Genomic DNA, 17516 nt, shown 5'->3' on the forward strand with positions numbered 1-17516 from the left:
GTGCCCTTCCGTCCCGGCGCCCGCAACCCCAACGGCCTTGCTGCGCCCACCTGTTCGGGATCCCGAACGCCATCTGCAATACCGAACGGCGAAACGGTAAGGGTGTACTACGGGAAGGTCAACGGGTCGCGCGCGATTGACCCAGGCCGGTCAAGGAGCGCGTCGCGGTGGGTCGGTTCGCCGTCGAGGACGGTGAGCGGCACCGGGAGGGTCCGGCAGCTCGGTTGCCGCGGTGGCGAGCGGGTCGGCGGCGAACACCGTCGGGTCGGCGCGGTGGCCGATCGCGATACGGCCGGCCTCGTGCTCCTCGCCGGCCGCGTAGGCGGCGTTGACGGTCATGCCCTGGAGGGCCTCCAGGGCGTTGAGCGCCTGTTCCGGGCCCTGCGGTGTCCGGGTGAGGTCTCGGCCGGGCCGGCTACGCGCTCCTCATGCGGCGCGCGAGCGGCCCGTACGCCGGTCACCTCCGGGCCTGACCTCGGGGCCGGGACCATCCCCGCACGCGCGGGGACGGTACCCGGGCGGGCAGGGATGGTCGCCGGGCGCTACTGCCTGAATCCGTGGTCCAGGAGCTTGGTCGCGTCCGTGTTGCGGTTGGCCTCCGAGGAGGAGGCCAGGACCGTGCCGACGATCGTCCTGCCGCCCCGGGTGGCGGCGAAGACCAGGCAGTACTTGGCTTCCGGGCCGGAGCCGGTCTTGACCCCGATGGCTCCCCGATAGGTGCCGAGCAGCTTGTTGGTGTTGGTCCACGACATGTCGCGGTAGCCGCCGTTCTTCGTCGTGACCCTCTGCTTGGTCGACTTCGTCTTCACGATGGCGCGGAACGTCGCGTTCTTCATCGCTTGCCCCGCGAGCCTGGTGAGGTCGCGCGGTGTCGAGTAGTTCTTGCCGTTGCCGATGCCGTCGAAGGAGTCGAAGTGGGTGTTCTTCAGGCCGAGGCCGGTGGCCGCCGAGTTCATCTTCCCGACGAACGACTTCACCCGGGCCTGTCGGGTGGAGCCGGTCCCGTAGGTGTCGGCCAGGGCGTACGCGGCGTCGCACCCGGAGGGGAGCAGCAGCCCGTACAGCAGTTGCCGGACGGTCACCTTGTCGCCCACGATCAGCCGTGCCGACGAGGCGGTCTTGGCCACGATGTAGTCGCTGTACGCCATCTGGACGGGGACCTTGGCGTCCAGGTCGAGGTTCTTCTGTGAGAGGACCACATGGGCCGTCATGATCTTGGCCGTCGATCCGGTGGGAAGACGGCTGTCGGCGCCCTTCGCGTAGAGGGCGGCCCCGGAGCCGGTGTTCATCACGAAACCGCCCTTGGCGGTGATCGACGGTGGCCGCACCGGGGCCGCCTGGGCCGGGGCGGCGGCCGCCCCGGTGGCCAGCACGGTCCAGACGGTGACGTGCACCGCCCCTAAGCGGCTGAAGGTCCTGCTGTTCAAAGTCCACACTCCCGTACGCGCAGCCGCGGCGACGCTGCCCGAATACACCGCTACCGGCAAGACAGGCCAACCGGCCCCGGGGATGCGGATCGCCCGCCGGAAGCCACCTAAAGAGTGAGGGAGACGGACGCCGGCGGGTCAGCCCGTCAGCAGCGAGTCGTCCTCCGGCCGGGCGCCCGGAAGGCGGTGGCGGGCGGCGACCAGGGCCACGTCCACGTCGCGGGTGCCCGTGGCGACGCACAGGGTGCGGGCGATCTCGTCCATGCGCTCCCGGACCTCCGGGGTGCCGGCCTCGGCGTGCAGGAGCTCAAGGGTCTCGTACTGCTCGACCAGGTTGTTCAGGACGGCGGGGTGGGCCATCAGCACGGCAGGTCTCCTTCCTGACGACAAGCGCCGGTTGTCCGTGTGAGGGCCCTGCTACCCGGTGATCCGTTCCCCATGCCCGGGCGTCTTGGACTAGCTTCGGCCTCATGACCAGCGCCGCCGCCCCCGCCTTCACCGAGACGCTCGCCGCATCGGCCCCGCCCGTGGTCCTCGACGGCGGGCTGTCCAACGAGCTGGAAGCCGCCGGCCATGACCTGAGCGACGACCTGTGGTCGGCGCGGCTCCTCGCCGACCGGCCGGAGGCGATCGTCGCGGCGCACCTCGCCTACTACGAGGCGGGCGCGAGCGTCGCGACGACCTCCAGTTACCAGGCCACCTTCGAAGGCTTCGCCCACCGCGGAATCGGGCACGACCGGGCGGCCGAACTGATCGCGCTCAGCGTCGAACTGGGCCGCGAGGCCGCCCGGCGGGCGGAGGCCAAGGCGCCCGGGCGGCCACTGTGGGTGGCCGCGTCCGCCGGGCCGTACGGTGCGATGCTGGCCGACGGGTCGGAGTACCGGGGCCGGTACGGGCTGAGCGTCACCGAACTGGAACGGTTCCACCGCCCGCGGCTGGAGGTGCTGGCCGCCGCCCGCCCGGACGTCCTGGCGCTGGAGACCGTGCCGGACACGGACGAGGCACGGGCCCTGGTGCGGGCGGTGCGCGGGCTCGGCGTACCGGCGTGGCTGTCGTACACGGTCGCCGGGGACCGGACGCGCGCCGGCCAGCCGCTGGAGGAGGCCTTCGCGGTCGCGGCCGCGTCGGACGAGATCGTCGCCGTCGGGGTGAACTGCTGCGCGCCCGAGGACGCCGACCGGGCCGTCGCGGTCGCGGCACGCGTCACGGGCAAGCCGGTGGTGGTGTACCCCAACAGCGGCGAGGAGTGGGACGCCGGGGCCCGTGCCTGGCGTGGCCGTCCGACGTTCTCGGCCGAGCGGGTGGCCGGCTGGCGGCAGGCGGGCGCGCGGCTGATCGGAGGCTGCTGCCGGGTCGGCCCCGGCGCGATCACCGAGCTGGCGGCGCGCGCCCGGTGAACGTTTGATCGTTTGACCGGGTGGGTGTGGCTCGATCACCATGCCGGTGTCGATGGAGTGTCGACGACTTGGAGTGATGCGATGCCGACCGCGCACGCCCACCGTCCGCCGCCGCGCGCCGCCCTCGCGATGAGCGAGGAGACGGCAACGGCCGTCTTCGGGCCCGCCGCCCGCGAGGAGCTGGCGGCCGTGTGCGATCTGGCGCCTCCGGTGCTCGACGATCTGACGACCGACCGGGCCCGTGCCGTGCTCGCCCGCACCGAGCTGCTGGTCACCGGCTGGGGCTGCCCGCCCGTCGACGAGGCCGCACTGGCCGCCGCGCCCCGGCTGCGCGCCATCGCGCACTCGGGCGGCAGCGTCCGGGCACATGTCACCGAGGCGTGCTGGGAGCGGGGCATCGAGGTGTCGTCGGCGGCAGCCGCCAACGCGCTGCCGGTGGCCGAGTACACGGTCGCGATGATCCTGCTGTCCGGCAAGCGCGTCCTGGAGCGCGCCCGCGACCACCGCGCCTCGCGCGAGCGCGGCCACCCGCTGCGGGTCGACCGCGCCCTCGGCAACTACGGCCGTACGGTCGGCATCTGCTCCGCCTCGCTGATCGGGCGCCGGGTCATCGAGCTGCTGCGCCCGTACGACCTGCGCGTCCTGCTCCACGACCCGTACGTCACCGACGACGAGGCGGCCGCCCTCGGCGTACGGAAGGTGGGCATCGAGGAGCTGTTCGCCGCGAGCGACGTGGTGAGCGTGCACACCCCGCTGCTGCCCGCCACCCGCGGGCTGGTCGGCCGGGAGCTGCTCGCGGCGCTGCGCCCCGGTGCGACGCTGATCAACACCGCGCGGGGCGCGGTGGTCGACCAGGAGGCGCTCACCGAGGCAGCGCTGGCGGGCCGCCTCCACGCGGTGCTGGACGTCACCGATCCGGAGGGCCTGCCGCCGGACCACCCGCTGTGGGACTGCGAGAACGTGCTGCTGACCCCGCACCTGGCAGGCTCGCAGGGCAACGAGTGGCGGCGGCTCGCGGAACTGACCGTGAGCGAGGTGGCCCGCTGGGCCGCGGGCGACGGTTTCGCCCATCCCGTACGGCGCGAGAGGCTGGGGTACCTGGCGTGAGCGAGAACCTCGGACTTCCGCCCGACGACCGGGAGTCGAGCCCGTACACCGGCTTCACCCGCGCCCACTGGGAGGCCGTGGCCGACAGCCTGGTCCGGGCCGCCTGGCGGTGGGCGACGCCGGGCGGGGCGCTGCTGGACCTGCCGGGGCGGCCGTCGCACTCCGGCGTGCGCTCCGACGGCCTGGAGGGGTACGCGCGGACGTTCCTGGCGGCGGCGTTCCGCGTCGCGGGCGCGGGCGGTGCGGACCCGTACGGGCTGCTCGGCCGGTACGCGGACGGGCTGGCCGCCGGGACGCGCACGCCCGGGCGCGACGACGCCGAGTCGTGGCCGCTGATCCTCGACCACCACGTCCAGGGCCAGCCGATGGTCGAGTCCGCGTCCGTGGCGCTCGGCCTGCGGCTGACCCGCCCGTGGCTGTGGGACCGCCTCGACGGTGACGTACAGGACCGGACCGAACAGTGGCTGCGCGGCGCCCTGCGGCACACGCCCTCCCCCAACAACTGGTACCTCTTCCCGCTGACCGTCGCCGGGTTCCTCCAGTCGGTGGGGCGCGGCGACGCCGAGACGGCGCGGGCCATCGAGCGGGGCCTGGGCCTGCTGGAGTCCTGGTACCGGGGCGACGGCTGGTACGCGGACGGCGACGGCCGGGCGTTCGACCACTACAACGGCTGGGCCCTGCACCTCTACCCCGTGCTGCACGCCCATCTGGCGGGCGACAAGGCGTTGTCGGGCCTGTACGGGCCACGGCTGCGCGAGCACCTGGAGGGGCTGTCCCCGCTGTTCGGCGGCGATGGAGCCCCGGTGCACTTCGGGCGGTCGCTGACGTACCGCTTCGCCGCGGGCGCGGCGGTGGGGCTCGGCGCGCTGACCGGGCACACGCCGCTCGCGCCCGGGGTCTCACGGCGGCTGCTGAGCGGCTGCCTGCGGTACTTCCTGGACCGGGGCGCCGTGGACGCGCGCGACGGGCTGCTGACGCCCGGCTGGCACGGTCCGCACGAGGCGACGCTCCAGTCGTACTCGGGGCCCGCCTCGCCCTACTGGGCGTCCAAGGCGTTCGTGGCACTGCTGGTCCCGGCGGACGACCCCCTGTGGACCGTACGGGAGGAGGCGGCCCCCGCCGAGAGCGGCGGCGACCGGGTGCTGGCGCTGCCCGCGCCGGGGCTGCTGGTCCAGACGACCGGCGCGGACGGTGTCGCCCGGCTCCACAACCACGGCAGCGATCACGTCCACCCCGCGCGAGGTGACTCGGCGGACGCGTACGACGTGCTGTACGGGCGGCTCGCCTACTCCACCCGTACGGGGCCGACGTCCGCCGCCAACGCGCCCGACAACCACCTGTCCGTCGAGGTCGGCGGGGTGGCGTCGGTGCGGTGCCGGATCCGGCCGCTGGGCGCCGGACACGGGGACGGCTGGGGGTGGGCCGCCTCCTGGCACCGGCCGGTGTTCCCGGCCGGGTCGCCGATGGTGCCGGGACTGCGGGTGGAGAGCGTGACGGTGGCGCGCGGCCGGTACGAGCTGCGGGTCCACCGGCTCGTAGGCCTCCCGCTCGGGGCGCGGATACACCTGTCGGGGTGGGCGACGGGCCCGGACGAGCCGCTCTGCTCCCAGCTGCACGGTCTGCACGGCTGGGAGCGTTCCGATGAGCTACGCGCCCCGCAGGGAACGGCGTTCACCCGCTGGGCGACCCTCCCCCGGCTGTCCACGGCCCCTTCCGAGGGCGGCACGGCGGTACTGGTGGCGCTGGCCTCGCTGACGGCGGCCCCGGAGCCGGAGCCGCTCGCGGGCGCGGCGACCGTGGAGCGCGCCGACGAGGAGACGGCCGAGGTGCGGTGGGCGGACGACGGGTCGCTCACCCGGATCGCGTTCGGGCCGGCCGTGACGGTGACGCACACGGTCCCCTGAGGAGCGGCTACCGGCTGGTTCGGGCGAGAGCGGCTCAGCTCGGGATCCTGTCCCCGATCAGAGCGAGGTTCTGGATCCCGGCGAGGCCGAACAGGGCCGTGGTGTTGGTGCTGATCCACAGGTGCTCGTAGCCGGGTTCGAGGACGGTGGGGCCTTGGAGGGGGGTCTTCTCCCACTTCATGGCCGTGGTGTACCCGTCGCTGTGGGAGAACTTCTGCCAGGCGCGCGCCGCCAGCTTGTCGTCCTTCAACCGGGCGGCGGCGTAGGCGTCCTGGCGCGAGTGCCCCTGGAACAGGAGCAGGTTGCCGAAGTGCGACCCGTACCGTGCGGCCTGTTCCGCCTTGGTGGCGTTGAAGTAGCGGCAGTAGTCCAGCCACGCGTCCTTGAAGGCGGGCATGTCGATGAGGTCGATGAGCTCGGCGCACATCTCGACGAGCCCGAACATGGCCGACAGGTGCGAGACGCCGACGACCGGCTTGTCCGCGACCGCGAAACGGCCGGTGTCGAGGTCGTACAGGCCCGTTCCCTGGACGAAGCCGTTGGGCTGGGCGGCGATGGTCTCCATGGTGGAGCGCAGCCGCGCCTCGGCCTTGGCGGCCTTGGGGCCCTTGCGTTCCCACTCGGTGAGCCAGGCCGCGGCCAGGCCGCTCCAGTCGGTGCCGAAGCCGATGGAGAGGGCGTTGCGGTCGGGGGTGTAGGGCTCGGTGCGGATCTTGCGGATGGGGTCGAGGACGAGGAACGTCTCATCGGAGTCGACCAGGTCGTGCATGAGGTCGCCGACCCGTTCGTCCGCCGTGAGGAAGTAGTAGGGGCGGCGGTACACGGCGGTGGAGATGCGCTGCTGTTTCGCACTGCACGCGAAGTGCTGTACGCCGTGCCGGGTGCCGAGCCCGGCCCACGTGCCGAGGTGGTAGACGTCGACCTCGCCGGTGTGGCGGGTCATGGCCTCGGCGAAGCGGAAGATGTCCGCGCGGCCGGAGCGGAGGTAGGCGTACCAGAGCCACAGGTCGGGCGAGAGTTCGGAGTTGTCCCAGGCGTAGCCGCCGACGTCGTACCGCCACTGGTGCCGGTCCTCGTCGTAGGTGTGCATGATGTCGCCGTAGTCCCAGAAGCCGTACCAGCGACGCTGCTCGACCTGGTCCTTGTAGTACGTGAAGAGGAAGTCCAGCTGGTCCTCGATCCTCGCCTTGGCGGGGACGGATCGGTCGACGGGCGCGAACAGGCCGCCGAAGACCCCGGCGCGGGCCAGGTCGCCCGGGCTCGCGGCGAGTTGCGGCGGGGTGCGGACGGCGGCGGCCTGGGCGACGAGCGTGGCGGCGCTCGGGGTGGCGGCGTTGGCCCAGAACATCAGCTCGCTGGTGCGGGCGATGCCGTACGGGGTGCCGAAGCCGGGCTCGTAGTCCTCGTAGGTGATGTTGAGGCCTTCGAGCTGCTCGGGGTAGGTGTCCTGGCCCATGCCGTCGTGGTAGAAGCGCAGGTCCATGGGCTGCGCCTCGGGCGACCACAGCCAGAGGGTGACCTCGGCGGCGTCCCCGGCCGCGCCGCGGATGTCGAGCTGGGCGGGGTGCTTCTCCCAGAAGTCCCGCAGCCCGAAGGAGAGTCCACCGCTGACCCCGCCGACGTACCCGAAGCCGCTCGCCCGGCCGCCGCCTCCGGCGGTGATCCAGCCGTGGCCCGGCTTGGTGCGCTTGCGGAGGGTGAAGCCGTCGGCGGACAGCTGGGAGAGGGTGTAGTCGCCCCAGTGGGGGACGTGGGCGAGGCGGCTGGTGACGCGCTGGTCCCAGGTGGACGGGTCGGGCAGCTTCTCGCCCTTGACCTGCGCGGCGCGGACGGCGGCACCCGGGTCGCGGCGCAGCCCCGTGATGCCCTGGACGGCCTCGGTGAGGAACCCCTTGCCCTCCCCCGCGATACGGATGTGGCGGTCGTAGGCGGCGTCACGCATGGGGACGGTGAAGCGGACGCCGAGGCCGCGGATGAAGTCCTTGTTCTGGTCACCGTCGTAGGTGATGGTGTGGACCATACGGAACGACTCCGCGCCCGCGTAGAAGTACAACCGCACCGAGAACGGCAGCCAGCTGCGGCTGCCCTTGCGGTGCTTGCCGTCGATGCGGACCACCGCCCGGACCGGGCCGCGCTGTTCGACCGTGGCGCCGCTGATCTCGCCGTCGAACCGCTCCCACTTGGCGTTGCCCTGGTCGCCGTCGTCGAGGTCGCTCTGGCGGAGGAGGACGAGGCGGCCATCGGTGGCGATCTTGGTGCCGCCTCGGGTGACGGACTCGACGAGCTTCCCGCCGTCCTTGGAGACGACGGTTCTGATCGTGCCGGTGTCGACGGTGATCCTCCGGCCGGTCTCCGTGACGGTGACCTGGCGGGCGGAGGCGGCCGGGGTCCCGGGGGTGAGCGTGAACTTCTCGCTGCCGGCCGCCTCGGGGCCGACCGCGTGGGCGGTCCACTTGAGGGAGCCGTCGGGCCAGTAGGCGGTGGCCCAGGTCTGGACGGGGACGCCTTTTCCGTTGTCGGTGGTCAGGGTGAACGTCTGGCCTGACGGGTGGGCGCCCTTGGGCCACGGGACGCCGAGCGTGGAGCCCGGAGCGGCGCCGAGGCCGCCGGACTCCAGCCATGTGACGGTGACGGGCGCGTCGGCCGCCGCTGCGGTGGCGGGGGCCGCCTGGGCGGTGCCCTGGCCGAGCGCCCGGCTGAACTGGGCGGCGGCACCGGCGGCCGCTGCGGCCTTGAGGAGACCTCTGCGGGGGATGGGGGACATGGACCGTTCCTTTCCATGGGGCTCGTTGGGTGCGCCACGGCCACGGGACCGTGGCGTGGGGGTGCGTTCCGCCGGTGGGTCCGGTCGGGGGCCATCCGGGCTCACGTCCTCGGGGTCGGCGGCCCCGGGTACCGCGGTAGGGAGCCCTCCCGACGCCGCCAACCCCTGTCGGGGCGACCCTGCACGCCCCCTTCCGCCGTCGCTTCCTAGGGCTCCGCCCGCCGCTCCAACGCGAGGGCCGCCGCCATGACGATGCCGAGCGCGGGTGCCGCGAGCGGGAGGGCGAACCACGCCGACGCCGCGATGACCGCGAACCCGCAGATGAGGAGGAAGGAGCCGGCTGGGTCCCCTGCCGTCCGGCGGGTGGCCGAGGCGAGGAGGGAACGCCAGGAGGCGCCCGGGCTCCAGGCGGTGGCCGCCCGTAGGCCGGCTACGGACAGGGTGAGCATGGCCAGGACGCCGACCGTGCCGACGAGCGGGGCGCCGGGCAGGCCTCCGGCCCGTACGACCGCGAGGTCCGCCAGGACGAGTGCGAGCGCCGCCCAGGCCGCCAGGCCCGCCGCCAGGCCGCCGTGCCGGGTGGCGGCGCGGACGTCGGACGCGAACTCGGGCAGCCCGCCCCGCTCATGGGCGAGGTGCCGGCGCAGGTGGGCGGCGCCGGCGGCGAGCGCGGCGGGCAGGGTGACGAGCGGCAGGGACGCGAGGGCGATCCACACGCCGGTGAGCAGGCACTCGGCGAAGAGCCCGAAGCGGACCATGCGCATGGGTCAGCCCTTCAGTCCCGAGGTGGCCATGCCGTCGATCAGATACCGCTGAAAGGCGAGGAAGAACGCCAGCACCGGAAGCAGCGCCACCAGCGACATGGCGATCATGCCGCCGTAGTTGGCGAGTCCGTCCTGGTCGACGAACATCTTCAGGCCCAGGGAGACGGTGTACTTCTCGGGTTCGTTGAGGTAGATCAGCGGGCCCATGAAATCGTTCCAGGCGTTGATGAAGGTGAAGATCGCGCTGGTGATCAGGGCGGGCCGGCACAGCGGCAGCACGATCGACCAGTAGATCCGCAGGTGCCCGCAGCCGTCCAGCCGGGCGGCCTCGTCCAGCTCCTTGGGCAGGCCGCGCATGAACTGCATCATCAGGAAGACGAAGAAGGCGTCCGTGGCGAGGTACTTGCCGAGGAGCAGCGGCGTATAGGTGTTGATCAGCTCCAGCTTCTGGAACAGCACGTACTGCGGGATGAGCAGGACGTGGTACGGGAGGAGCAGGGTGCCGATCATGAGCGCGAAGAACAGGTTGCGTCCGGCGAACCGGATCCGGGCGAAGGCGTAGGCGGCGAGCGAGCAGGAGACCAGCACGCCGACGACGGAACCGAGCGCGAGGAAGAGCGAGTTGCCGAAGAAGGTGGAGATGGGGATGTCGGCGATGCCCTCGGCGAGGCGGCTGTAGTTGTCGGTGATGGGGTTGCTGGGGAACAGCTCCAGGCTGCCGACGATCTCGTCGTTCGGCTTGAACGAGCCGCCGATCACCCACACCACCGGGTAGAGCACCACCGCGAGGACGGCGAGCGAGCCGAGGTGCCAGGCGAGTGATCCGGCGCCCCGCCTGCGTACGGCGGACAAGCTGGTGGTCATCGGGCGGCCTCCTCGTAGTGCACCCAGCGCCGCTGGGACCAGAACAGCACCGCCGTGACCAGGCCGACCGCGAGCAGCAGCATCCAGGCCATGGCCGAGGCGAAGCCCATCCGGCTGTTCTCGAAGCCCTGGACGTAGAGGTAACAGGTGTAGACGAGCGTGCCGTCGGCGGGGCCGCAGGTGCCGCCCGCGCCGCCGAGGATGTACGCGGAGCCGAAGATCTGGAACGAGTGGATGGTCTCCAGCAGGACGTTGAAGAACAGGACCGGCGAGATCATCGGCAGGGTGATGTTCCAGAACCGCCGCCAGGTGCCCGCGCCGTCCACCTCCGCGGCCTCGTACAGCTCGCGCGGCACCTGCTTGAGGCCCGCGAGGAAGATCACCATGGGGGCGCCGAACTGCCAGACGGTCAGCGCCACCAGGCTGTAGATGATCCAGTCCGGGTCGCCGGTCCAGCCGCCGACGTCCACTCCGAACAGGGCCCGCTGGGTGCGGTCGACGATGGCGTCGTCGGAGAAGATCGCCTTCCAGACGATGGCGATGGAGACGCTGGCGCCGATGAGGGAGGGTGCGTAGAACGCGGCCCGGTAGAAGGCCTGTCCGCGCCGCTTCTGGTTGAGCAGCAGCGCCACGGCGAGCGCTGCGGCGAGCTTGAGCGGGGTGCCGACGACGACGTACCAGAGCGTCACCTCGACCGACGTACGCCATCGTGGGTCGGCGAACATGTCGGTGAAGTTCTTCCATCCGATCCACTTCGGGGTGTCGAAGAGGTTGTAGTCGGTGAAGGCGAAGTAGAGCGAGGCGACCATCGGTCCGGCGGTGAGCAGCAGGAATCCGGCGATCCAGGGGGACATGAACAGGTAGCCGGCCAGGCTTTCGCGGCGTCCGCGCCGCCGGGCGGCGGTGCGCCCGGCGGGGTCGGCGCCGGGCGGGCCGGGCCGCGGCGCGGGGCTCTTGTCCAGGCGCTCGGGCGCGGCTGTGGCGTGGTGTGTCACGGTCGTTCCCATCAGGAGCCGAGGGCCGACTTCGCCTCGGTGAAGAACTGCTCGACCGCCTCGGGCACGGACCGCTTGCCCAGGGCCATCTCCTCGGCGATGCGCAGGAAGGCCGACTCGGCGACGTCGGCGCCGGACGGGTGCGGGGTGATGGGTTCGAGGACCCGGGTGTCGACGAGCTGCTGCTCGTAGGCGGCTATCAGCTTGGTGACCTCGTCGGCCGGCGTGAACGCCTCGTACTGCGCGGTGGTGGCCGGTACGCCCCGGTCGTAGCCCATGATCGTGGCGACCTGGGGGTCGTGGACCATGAAGTCGATGAACTGGGCGACTTCCTTGGGGTGCTTGGTGCGCCTGGAGGCGCTGAGCATCAGGGAGCCGAGGTACTGGCCGGTCTTCTGCCCGTCGGTGGTGGGGATCGGCGCGAGGCCGTAGCTGCTCTTGCCCTCGGAGGTGTAGCGGACGGTGAAGTTGTCCCAGGTGAACTCGGAGGCGGCGAGTTCGGCGGCCACCGCCGACTTGGGCTTGATCTGGGCGACCTTCTTGGGGTCGGAGTGGATGCCGGACCGCACGCCGGCCTGTCCCTTGGTCCACCAGTCGGTGAGGTCGGCCTGGGTGAAGCCGAGCCCGTCCTTGGTGAAGAACGCCTTGCCGTGCTGGCGGAGGTAGAGGTCGTACAGGTACATCACGCCGTACAGGCCGCTGTCGCCGGCGCGGCCCTGGGTGTCGCGGATCTTCGCCATGGCGGCGTTGAACTCGCCCCAGGTCCAGCCGGGCCTGGGCGTGATGCCGGCCTTCTTGAAGACGGCCTGGTCGATGACGAGGGCCATGGAGTTGGAGCCGACGGGAACGCCCAGCAGCTTGCCGTCGACCTCGCCGAACTTCTCCAGGCCGGCGCGGAAGCCCTCCATGCGGAGGTTTCCGGCCTCGACCTGCTCGCGGAGGTCGAGGAGGACGTTCTTCTGGTCGTACTTGCGCAGGAAGCCGATCGCGTTCTGGAAGACGTCCGGCGGGTTGCCGCCGGAGGCCTGGGTGTTGAACTTCTTCCAGAAGTCCAGGTAGGGCTGGAAGTCGGTCTTGACCTTGATCTTGGGGTACTTCTTCTCGAAGAGCGCGATCGTCTCGTTGATGCGCTTGGCGCGGTCGTCGGACCCCCACCACGCGTACCGGATCGTGACGGTCCCGTCGCCGCCCGAGCCGGTTCCGGACCCGCAGCCCGCCGCCGTCAGGCCGAGGGCGGCCACGGAGCCGCCCGTCACCTTCAGCAGGCCGCGCCTGTCAACAGTCCCCTTGGTACGCACAGTTCGTCCTCCAGCGCGCTTTGAATCGTTTTAGGAAAGCGCTTGCCGGGACAACGTAAGGACCCTCGCCGGGTACGTCAACGGTTCGGACGAGATCCGTCGGCGGCCAAGGAGGCCGGGGGGCACGGTCAGGGACGGCGGGGCGCCATGCTGGAGGCGCGCACGACCAGTTCGGGCCGGAGCACGATGCGCCGGTGGGCGTGACCGTCGGCGCCCTCGCCGGTCTCCTCGATCAGCAGCTCGGCGGCCATCCGGCCCATCCGGTGGGCGGGCTGGCGCACCGAGGTGAGCGGGACGGCCGCGGCGGCGGCGAACTCGATGTCGTCGTACCCGACCAGCGCGATGTCCCCGGGCACCGACACCCCGGCGGCGAACAGGGTCTGCAGCAGGCCCAGCGCCAGCAGGTCGTTGGCGCAGAAGACCGCCGTGGGGCGGGGCGACATGCCCAGCAGCCGGGCGCCCGCGTCCCGCCCGGAGGCCACGTCGAGGCGCTCGGTCTCGACGCGGATCAGGGCGTCGGCCGGCAGGCCCGCCTCGGCGAGCGCGTTCAGCGCCCCCGTGCACCGGTCCTGGACCTGCGGCAGGTGCGCCGGGCCCCCGACGTACACGACGCTCCGGTGTCCGCCGTCCAGCAGGTGCCGGACCGCGAGCGCCCCGCCCTCGACGTCGTCGACCGAGACCGAGCAGGACTCCTCCCCGGCCGCCGTGCGGTCGACCAGCACGTACGGGATGCCGTGCCGGCCGAACGCCCTGAGCGTGTGACCCTCTGGGTCGGCGGGCGTCACGAGCACCCCGCGCACCCGCTGCTCGGCGAAGAGGCCCAGGTACTCGGCCTCCTCGTCCGGGTCCTGGGCGCTGTTGCACAGCATCACCCCGAGCCCGGCCTCGCGGGCGGCACGCTCGGCGCCGGTGGCGAGGTCCACGAAGAAGGGGTTGGCCATGTCGAGGACGAGCAGCGCGATGATCCGGCTGTGACCGGCGCGCAGCTGGCGGGCCGACTCGCTGCGGACGTAGCCGAGCAGCTCGATCGCCGCCTGGACGCGCTCGCGCGTGGCCTCGGCCACGGTCTCGGGCCGGTTGATGACATTGGAGACGGTACCCACGGAGACGCCCGCCCGCTGCGCCACGTCCTTGATGCCCACCATGCGCACCACGCCGCGCACCCCTTTCGGTCCTCAGCCACCACCCGCTCCGCCGTCGGACCGGAGGCTTCATCGTAGGAGTTCGCACGCACTCTGTCATGAATCGATTCATGCGGCTGGGTGCGGGGGCGTGGCGTGACACCTGTCCCGCTGGGGCGTTGTCCGGTGCATGAGTCGGATGAACAGTGGGGCAGGACAGGCGCCGGCCGTGGGCGTGGTCGTCGCGCGCACGGGCCGGCTGGCGCGGCTGGGGGATCCACTGGCGTACGCCATGGAGCTGCTGGCGCCGAAGCTGCGCGGGCGGCTGCGGCTGGTGGGGCGCGACAGCCGGTCGAGCGCCGAGGGCGCGCGGCGGGCGGTGCGGGAGCTGGTGGAGGTGGAGCGGGCGCGGATCGTGGTCACGCTGGCGGGTACGGAGGTGCTGCCGGCGGTCGCCGACGCCTGCGAGGAGGCGGGCGTGCCGTGCCTGTCGACCACGTTCCCGTGGCAGGTGTACTACCACGGGGGCCGGCGGCGGCGCTGGACGTACCACTTCTGCTGGGGGCTCGACGACATCGCCGAGACCTTCGCCGACCTGTGGGAGGCCGTCGGCGGTACGGAGCGGACGGTCGGGTGCCTGTGGAACGACGGCCCGCAGGGCACCTGGTCGCGCCACCGCGAGCACGGCTTCCTGCCCGCCGCACGCGCGCGTGGGCACCGTCTCGTGGACCCGGCCGGGTACCGGGAGCCGGCCGCCGCGCTCGATGAGCACGTGGCGGCGTTCCGGGAGGCGGGGGTGGACGTCGTCACGAGTGCGGCGACCGGGGCGGACCTGGGACTGTTCCGCCGGGAGGCCGCGCGGCAGGGCCTGCGGCCCCGGCTGATCACCTGCTCCCGGTGGCTGGCCTATCCCCCCGCCGCCACGGCACCGGCCGAGCAGGCGCCCCAGGCCGACGTCGGAACGCTCGTCTACTGGACCCCGGCCCACCCCTACCGCTCGTCCCTCGACGGCATGACCGCCGCCGAGCTGGCCGAGGGGTACGAGCGGAGCACCGGCGACCAGTGGCTCCAGCCGCTGGGACTGGCGTACGCCCTCTTCGAGGTGGCCGCGCACGCCCTGGCCACGGCCGGTGACCCGACGGCCCCCAAGTCGGTCGCGGCCGCGCTCGGCGCTACCCGGCTCCAGACCGTCGCAGGTCCGCTCGACTGGACGTCCGGCCCGGTCCCCCACATCGCCACGGTGCGGCTGGCGGGCGGACAGTGGCAGCGGGGCCGGAGGCACCCGTACGAACTGGTGGTCACCGACAACCGGGGAGTGGACGGCCTGCCCGTGGGCGGCGAGCTGGTGCCTCCGGGGGCGGATCAGTAGGCGACGGGCCACCCGCTGCTCCAGTTCAGGAGGTTGACGCCGAGCTTGGGCGTGCCGTTGTCCTGGCCGTCGTAGTAGTGGTACACGAGCAGGTCGCCGTCGACGTCCGCCATGACGGACTGGCCGCCGGGGCCGATGTACCGGCCGTGGCTCTCCAGGACGGGCGTACCGCCGTTGTTCAGCATGCTGACGCCGTTCCTGTCGTAGTACGGGCCGGTGACGCGGGTCGCGCGGCCGACTTTGATCCTGTACGTGGAGCTGGTGCCCGCGCAGCAGGTGTCGTACGACGCGAACAGGTAGTAGTAGCCGCCCCGTTTGACGAGGGAGGGCGCCTCGACGGCCTTGGTGCCGGTGGGCCGGGAGGCGAGGGAGCGGCGCGCGGTGTCGGTCGCGTGCTGCTTCCCGGTGCCGGGGTTGATGCGGATCATCTTGATCCCGGTCCACCAGGAGCCGAAGGACAGCCACCATTTGCCGTCGCCGTCGACGAAGAGGTGGGGGTCGATGGCGTTGTAGTCGCTGGCGGAGGTGGAGGTGTACACGGGTCCGTGGTCGGTCCAGCTGCCAGGCAGGCCGGTGGTGGAGGTCGCCAGGCCGATCGCGGAGGTGTTGGAGCCGAAGGAGGAGACGGCGTAGTACATCAGGTATCTGCCGCCGTGGTGCGAGATGTCCGGCGCCCACACGTCCGAGGTGCCGTTGTAGGTGCGCCACCAGGCGGGGCGGGTGGGGAAGGCGGAGCTGTGGCGGCTGAAGTGGACGCGGTCGGTGGAGGTGCGCAGTTGGAGGCCGTCGCCGGTGGAGTACAGCAGGTACTGGCCGGACGGGGTGCGCAGCATGGCCGGGTCGTGGACGACGATGTCACCGGTGACGCGGCCGGGGCCCGGGTAGGCGTGGGCCGCGGACGGCGCGAGGGCGAGGAGCACGGCGGCGGGGAGCGCGAGCAGCCGGGCCGCACGGAGGCGGCGGGCGCGGCTCACGGTTGCCCCGCGGCGGCGAGCCGGATCACGTTCCACGACATGGGCTCCAGGACGGCGTGCAGGGCACCGTCCGTGAGGGTGGTCGTCGACACGGTGTGCGGGGCGACGCGCTCGGGGTCGTGGAGGGTGTTGCGGGCGTCGGGGTCGGCGTCGGCGAGCGCGGAGTGCTCGATGACGTGCGTCGGGTCCAGCCCGCGCAGGTCCACTTCGAGCGGCAGCGGCGCGCTCCGGCCGCGGTTGACGGCGAAGACGGTGACGGTGCCGTCGTCACCGCGTACCGCCGTGGCGTGCAGCAGCGGCACCTCGCCGTACTTCGCCGTGGTGTACGTGGGTGAGTCGACGCGTACGTCGAGGACGCGGCCCCGCCCGTGGCGGGAGGACTGGGCGAAGGGGAAGAACGTGGTCTGCCGCCAGGCGGGGCCGCCCGGCTCGGTCATGATCGGGGCGATGACGTTGACGAGCTGGGCGAGGCAGGCGACGGTGACGCGGTCGGCGTGGCGCAGCAGGGCGATCAGCAGGGAGCCGAAGACGACGGCGTCGGTGACGGAGTAGCTGTCCTCCAGCAGGCGCGGGGCCTCGGGCCAGTCCAGGGGCTCGGTGGCGGCCTGGTCCTGGTAGCGGCTGAGGTACCAGACGTTCCATTCGTCGAAGGAGAGGTTGATCTTCTTCGGTGACTTCAGCCGGGCACCCATGTGGTCGCAGGTGGCGACGACCTCCTCGATGAAGGCCTCCATGTCGACGGCGGAGGCGAGGAAGGAGTCGCGGTCGCCGTCGAGTTCCTCGTAGTAGGCGTGGAGCGAGATGTGGTCGACGTCGTGGTACGTCTCGGCCAGGACGGCCGCCTCCCAGGCGGCGAAGGTCTCCATGGAGCGGGCCGAACTGCCGCACGCCACCAGCTCGATGTCCGGGTCCATCTGGCGCATGGCGCGCGCCGTCTCGGCGGCGAGCCGCCCGTACTCCCGGGCCGTCTTGTGGCCGAGCTGCCAGGGGCCGTCCATCTCGTTGCCGAGGCACCACAGCCGGATGCCGTACGGGCCCTTGTCGCCGTGGGCGATACGGCGCTCGGACAGCTCGGTGCCGCCGGGGTGGTTGGCGTACTCCTGGAGGTGAAGCGCTTCGGCGACGCCGCGTGTGCCGAGGTTGACGGCCATCATGGGCTCGGCCTGGGGGCCGATCTTCTTGAGGAACGCCATGTACTCGCCGAGGCCGAAGCGGTTGGTCTCGGTGGAGCGCCACGCGAGGTCGAGGCGGCGCGGCCGCTGGTCGACCGGGCCGACGCCGTCCTCCCACTGGTAGCCGGAGACGAAGTTGCCGCCGGGGTAGCGGATGGTGGTGACGCCGAGTTCGCGGATGAGGGCGAGGACGTCGGTGCGCAGCCCGGCCTCGTCGGCGGTGGGGTGGCCGGGCTCGTATATGCCGGTGTAGACGCACCGACCCAGGTGCTCGACGAACGAGCCGAACAGGCGGGGGTTGACCTCGCCGACCGTGAAGGCGGGGTCGAGGGTGAAGCGGGCGGTACGGGGTGTCATGCG

The 17516-nt window shown here is 72.2% G+C and carries 14 protein-coding genes and 1 pseudogene; 4 read left to right on the forward strand and 11 right to left on the reverse strand.

Going from position 1 to position 17516, the window contains the following annotated elements:
• Positions 1–107: 107 nt before the first annotated feature.
• The 3 genes and pseudogenes from BKD26_RS30795 to BKD26_RS30805 all read right to left on the reverse strand — a co-directional run.
• A pseudogene (locus BKD26_RS30795) lies at positions 108–414 on the reverse strand (amidohydrolase family protein); the annotation flags it as partial.
• Positions 415–542: 128 nt separating this feature from the next.
• On the reverse strand, positions 543–1394 hold the full coding sequence (locus tag BKD26_RS30800) for a D-alanyl-D-alanine carboxypeptidase (protein ID WP_084905076.1): 852 nt from the start codon (positions 1392–1394) through the stop codon (positions 543–545).
• A 171-nt stretch (positions 1395–1565) separates the two neighbouring features.
• Positions 1566–1793, reverse strand: a complete 228-nt coding sequence (locus BKD26_RS30805; protein WP_084905078.1) for a DUF5133 domain-containing protein — start codon at positions 1791–1793, stop codon at positions 1566–1568.
• A 104-nt stretch (positions 1794–1897) separates the two neighbouring features.
• Between BKD26_RS30805 and mmuM the strand changes: the two genes are divergently transcribed.
• The 3 genes from mmuM to BKD26_RS30820 all read left to right on the forward strand — a co-directional run bounded on the left by mmuM (position 1898) and on the right by BKD26_RS30820 (position 5835).
• Positions 1898–2824, forward strand: coding sequence for a homocysteine S-methyltransferase (mmuM, locus tag BKD26_RS30810; RefSeq protein ID WP_084905080.1), 927 nt, complete (start codon positions 1898–1900; stop codon positions 2822–2824).
• A gap of 81 nt (positions 2825–2905) precedes the next feature.
• On the forward strand, positions 2906–3931 hold the full coding sequence (locus BKD26_RS30815) for a hydroxyacid dehydrogenase (protein ID WP_084905083.1): 1026 nt from the start codon (positions 2906–2908) through the stop codon (positions 3929–3931).
• A complete protein-coding gene (locus BKD26_RS30820; protein ID WP_084905085.1) occupies positions 3928–5835 on the forward strand; it encodes a DUF2264 domain-containing protein in 1908 nt (635 codons plus the stop codon). The genes BKD26_RS30815 and BKD26_RS30820 overlap by 4 nt, the downstream gene beginning before the upstream one ends.
• Positions 5836–5869: 34 nt before the next feature.
• Here BKD26_RS30820 and BKD26_RS30825 read toward each other — a convergent pair whose 3' ends face one another.
• The 6 genes from BKD26_RS30825 to BKD26_RS30850 form a co-directional block, all read right to left on the reverse strand.
• Positions 5870–8599, reverse strand: a complete 2730-nt coding sequence (locus BKD26_RS30825) for a Tat pathway signal sequence domain protein (RefSeq protein ID WP_084905087.1) — start codon at positions 8597–8599, stop codon at positions 5870–5872.
• Positions 8600–8805: 206 nt separating this feature from the next.
• Positions 8806–9357: a hypothetical protein gene (locus BKD26_RS30830; RefSeq protein ID WP_179166768.1), complete on the reverse strand. Its 552-nt coding sequence runs from the start codon at positions 9355–9357 to the stop codon at positions 8806–8808.
• Between the two features lie 9 nt (positions 9358–9366).
• Complete coding sequence (locus BKD26_RS30835) at positions 9367–10227, reverse strand: carbohydrate ABC transporter permease (RefSeq protein ID WP_084905093.1); 861 nt, start codon at positions 10225–10227, stop codon at positions 9367–9369.
• Complete coding sequence (locus tag BKD26_RS30840) at positions 10224–11234, reverse strand: sugar ABC transporter permease (protein ID WP_084905095.1); 1011 nt, start codon at positions 11232–11234, stop codon at positions 10224–10226. Before BKD26_RS30840 ends, BKD26_RS30835 begins: the two co-directional genes overlap by 4 nt.
• Positions 11234–12520, reverse strand: a complete 1287-nt coding sequence (locus tag BKD26_RS30845; protein ID WP_084905097.1) for an extracellular solute-binding protein — start codon at positions 12518–12520, stop codon at positions 11234–11236. Before BKD26_RS30845 ends, BKD26_RS30840 begins: the two co-directional genes overlap by 1 nt.
• Positions 12521–12648: 128 nt before the next feature.
• On the reverse strand, positions 12649–13665 hold the full coding sequence (locus tag BKD26_RS30850) for a LacI family DNA-binding transcriptional regulator (RefSeq protein WP_084905221.1): 1017 nt from the start codon (positions 13663–13665) through the stop codon (positions 12649–12651).
• 175 nt (positions 13666–13840) lie between these two features.
• On the opposite strand from BKD26_RS30850, the gene BKD26_RS30855 reads away from it, so the two are divergent.
• On the forward strand, positions 13841–15010 hold the full coding sequence (locus BKD26_RS30855; protein ID WP_084905099.1) for an ABC transporter substrate-binding protein: 1170 nt from the start codon (positions 13841–13843) through the stop codon (positions 15008–15010).
• Here BKD26_RS30855 and BKD26_RS30860 read toward each other — a convergent pair.
• Positions 15004–15984: an arabinan endo-1,5-alpha-L-arabinosidase gene (locus tag BKD26_RS30860; RefSeq protein ID WP_084905101.1), complete on the reverse strand. Its 981-nt coding sequence runs from the start codon at positions 15982–15984 to the stop codon at positions 15004–15006. The two genes, BKD26_RS30855 and BKD26_RS30860, sit on opposite strands and share 7 nt — an antisense overlap.
• Positions 15981–17513: an alpha-N-arabinofuranosidase gene (locus BKD26_RS30865; protein ID WP_084905103.1), complete on the reverse strand. Its 1533-nt coding sequence runs from the start codon at positions 17511–17513 to the stop codon at positions 15981–15983. Before BKD26_RS30865 ends, BKD26_RS30860 begins: the two co-directional genes overlap by 4 nt.
• Between the last annotated feature and the right edge of the window lie 3 nt (positions 17514–17516).

Source organism: Streptomyces sp. CB03238 (genome assembly GCF_002099185.1).
In the GTDB taxonomy this organism is placed as follows: Bacteria; Actinomycetota; Actinomycetes; order Streptomycetales; family Streptomycetaceae; genus Streptomyces.

What these genes read in the sequence shown, in the direction of transcription:
- mmuM (WP_084905080.1), top strand. Translation starts at nt 1,898, where the DNA reads ATGACCAGCGCCGCCGCCCCCGCCTTCACCGAGACGCTCGCCGCATCG.
- BKD26_RS30815 (WP_084905083.1), top strand. Translation starts at nt 2,906, where the DNA reads ATGCCGACCGCGCACGCCCACCGTCCGCCGCCGCGCGCCGCCCTCGCG.
- BKD26_RS30825 (WP_084905087.1), bottom strand. Translation starts at nt 8,599, where the DNA reads ATGTCCCCCATCCCCCGCAGAGGTCTCCTCAAGGCCGCAGCGGCCGCC.
- BKD26_RS30830 (WP_179166768.1), bottom strand. Translation starts at nt 9,357, where the DNA reads ATGGTCCGCTTCGGGCTCTTCGCCGAGTGCCTGCTCACCGGCGTGTGG.
- BKD26_RS30835 (WP_084905093.1), bottom strand. Translation starts at nt 10,227, where the DNA reads ATGACCACCAGCTTGTCCGCCGTACGCAGGCGGGGCGCCGGATCACTC.
- BKD26_RS30840 (WP_084905095.1), bottom strand. Translation starts at nt 11,234, where the DNA reads ATGGGAACGACCGTGACACACCACGCCACAGCCGCGCCCGAGCGCCTG.
- BKD26_RS30850 (WP_084905221.1), bottom strand. Translation starts at nt 13,665, where the DNA reads ATGGTGGGCATCAAGGACGTGGCGCAGCGGGCGGGCGTCTCCGTGGGT.
- BKD26_RS30855 (WP_084905099.1), top strand. Translation starts at nt 13,841, where the DNA reads ATGAACAGTGGGGCAGGACAGGCGCCGGCCGTGGGCGTGGTCGTCGCG.
- BKD26_RS30865 (WP_084905103.1), bottom strand. Translation starts at nt 17,513, where the DNA reads ATGACACCCCGTACCGCCCGCTTCACCCTCGACCCCGCCTTCACGGTC.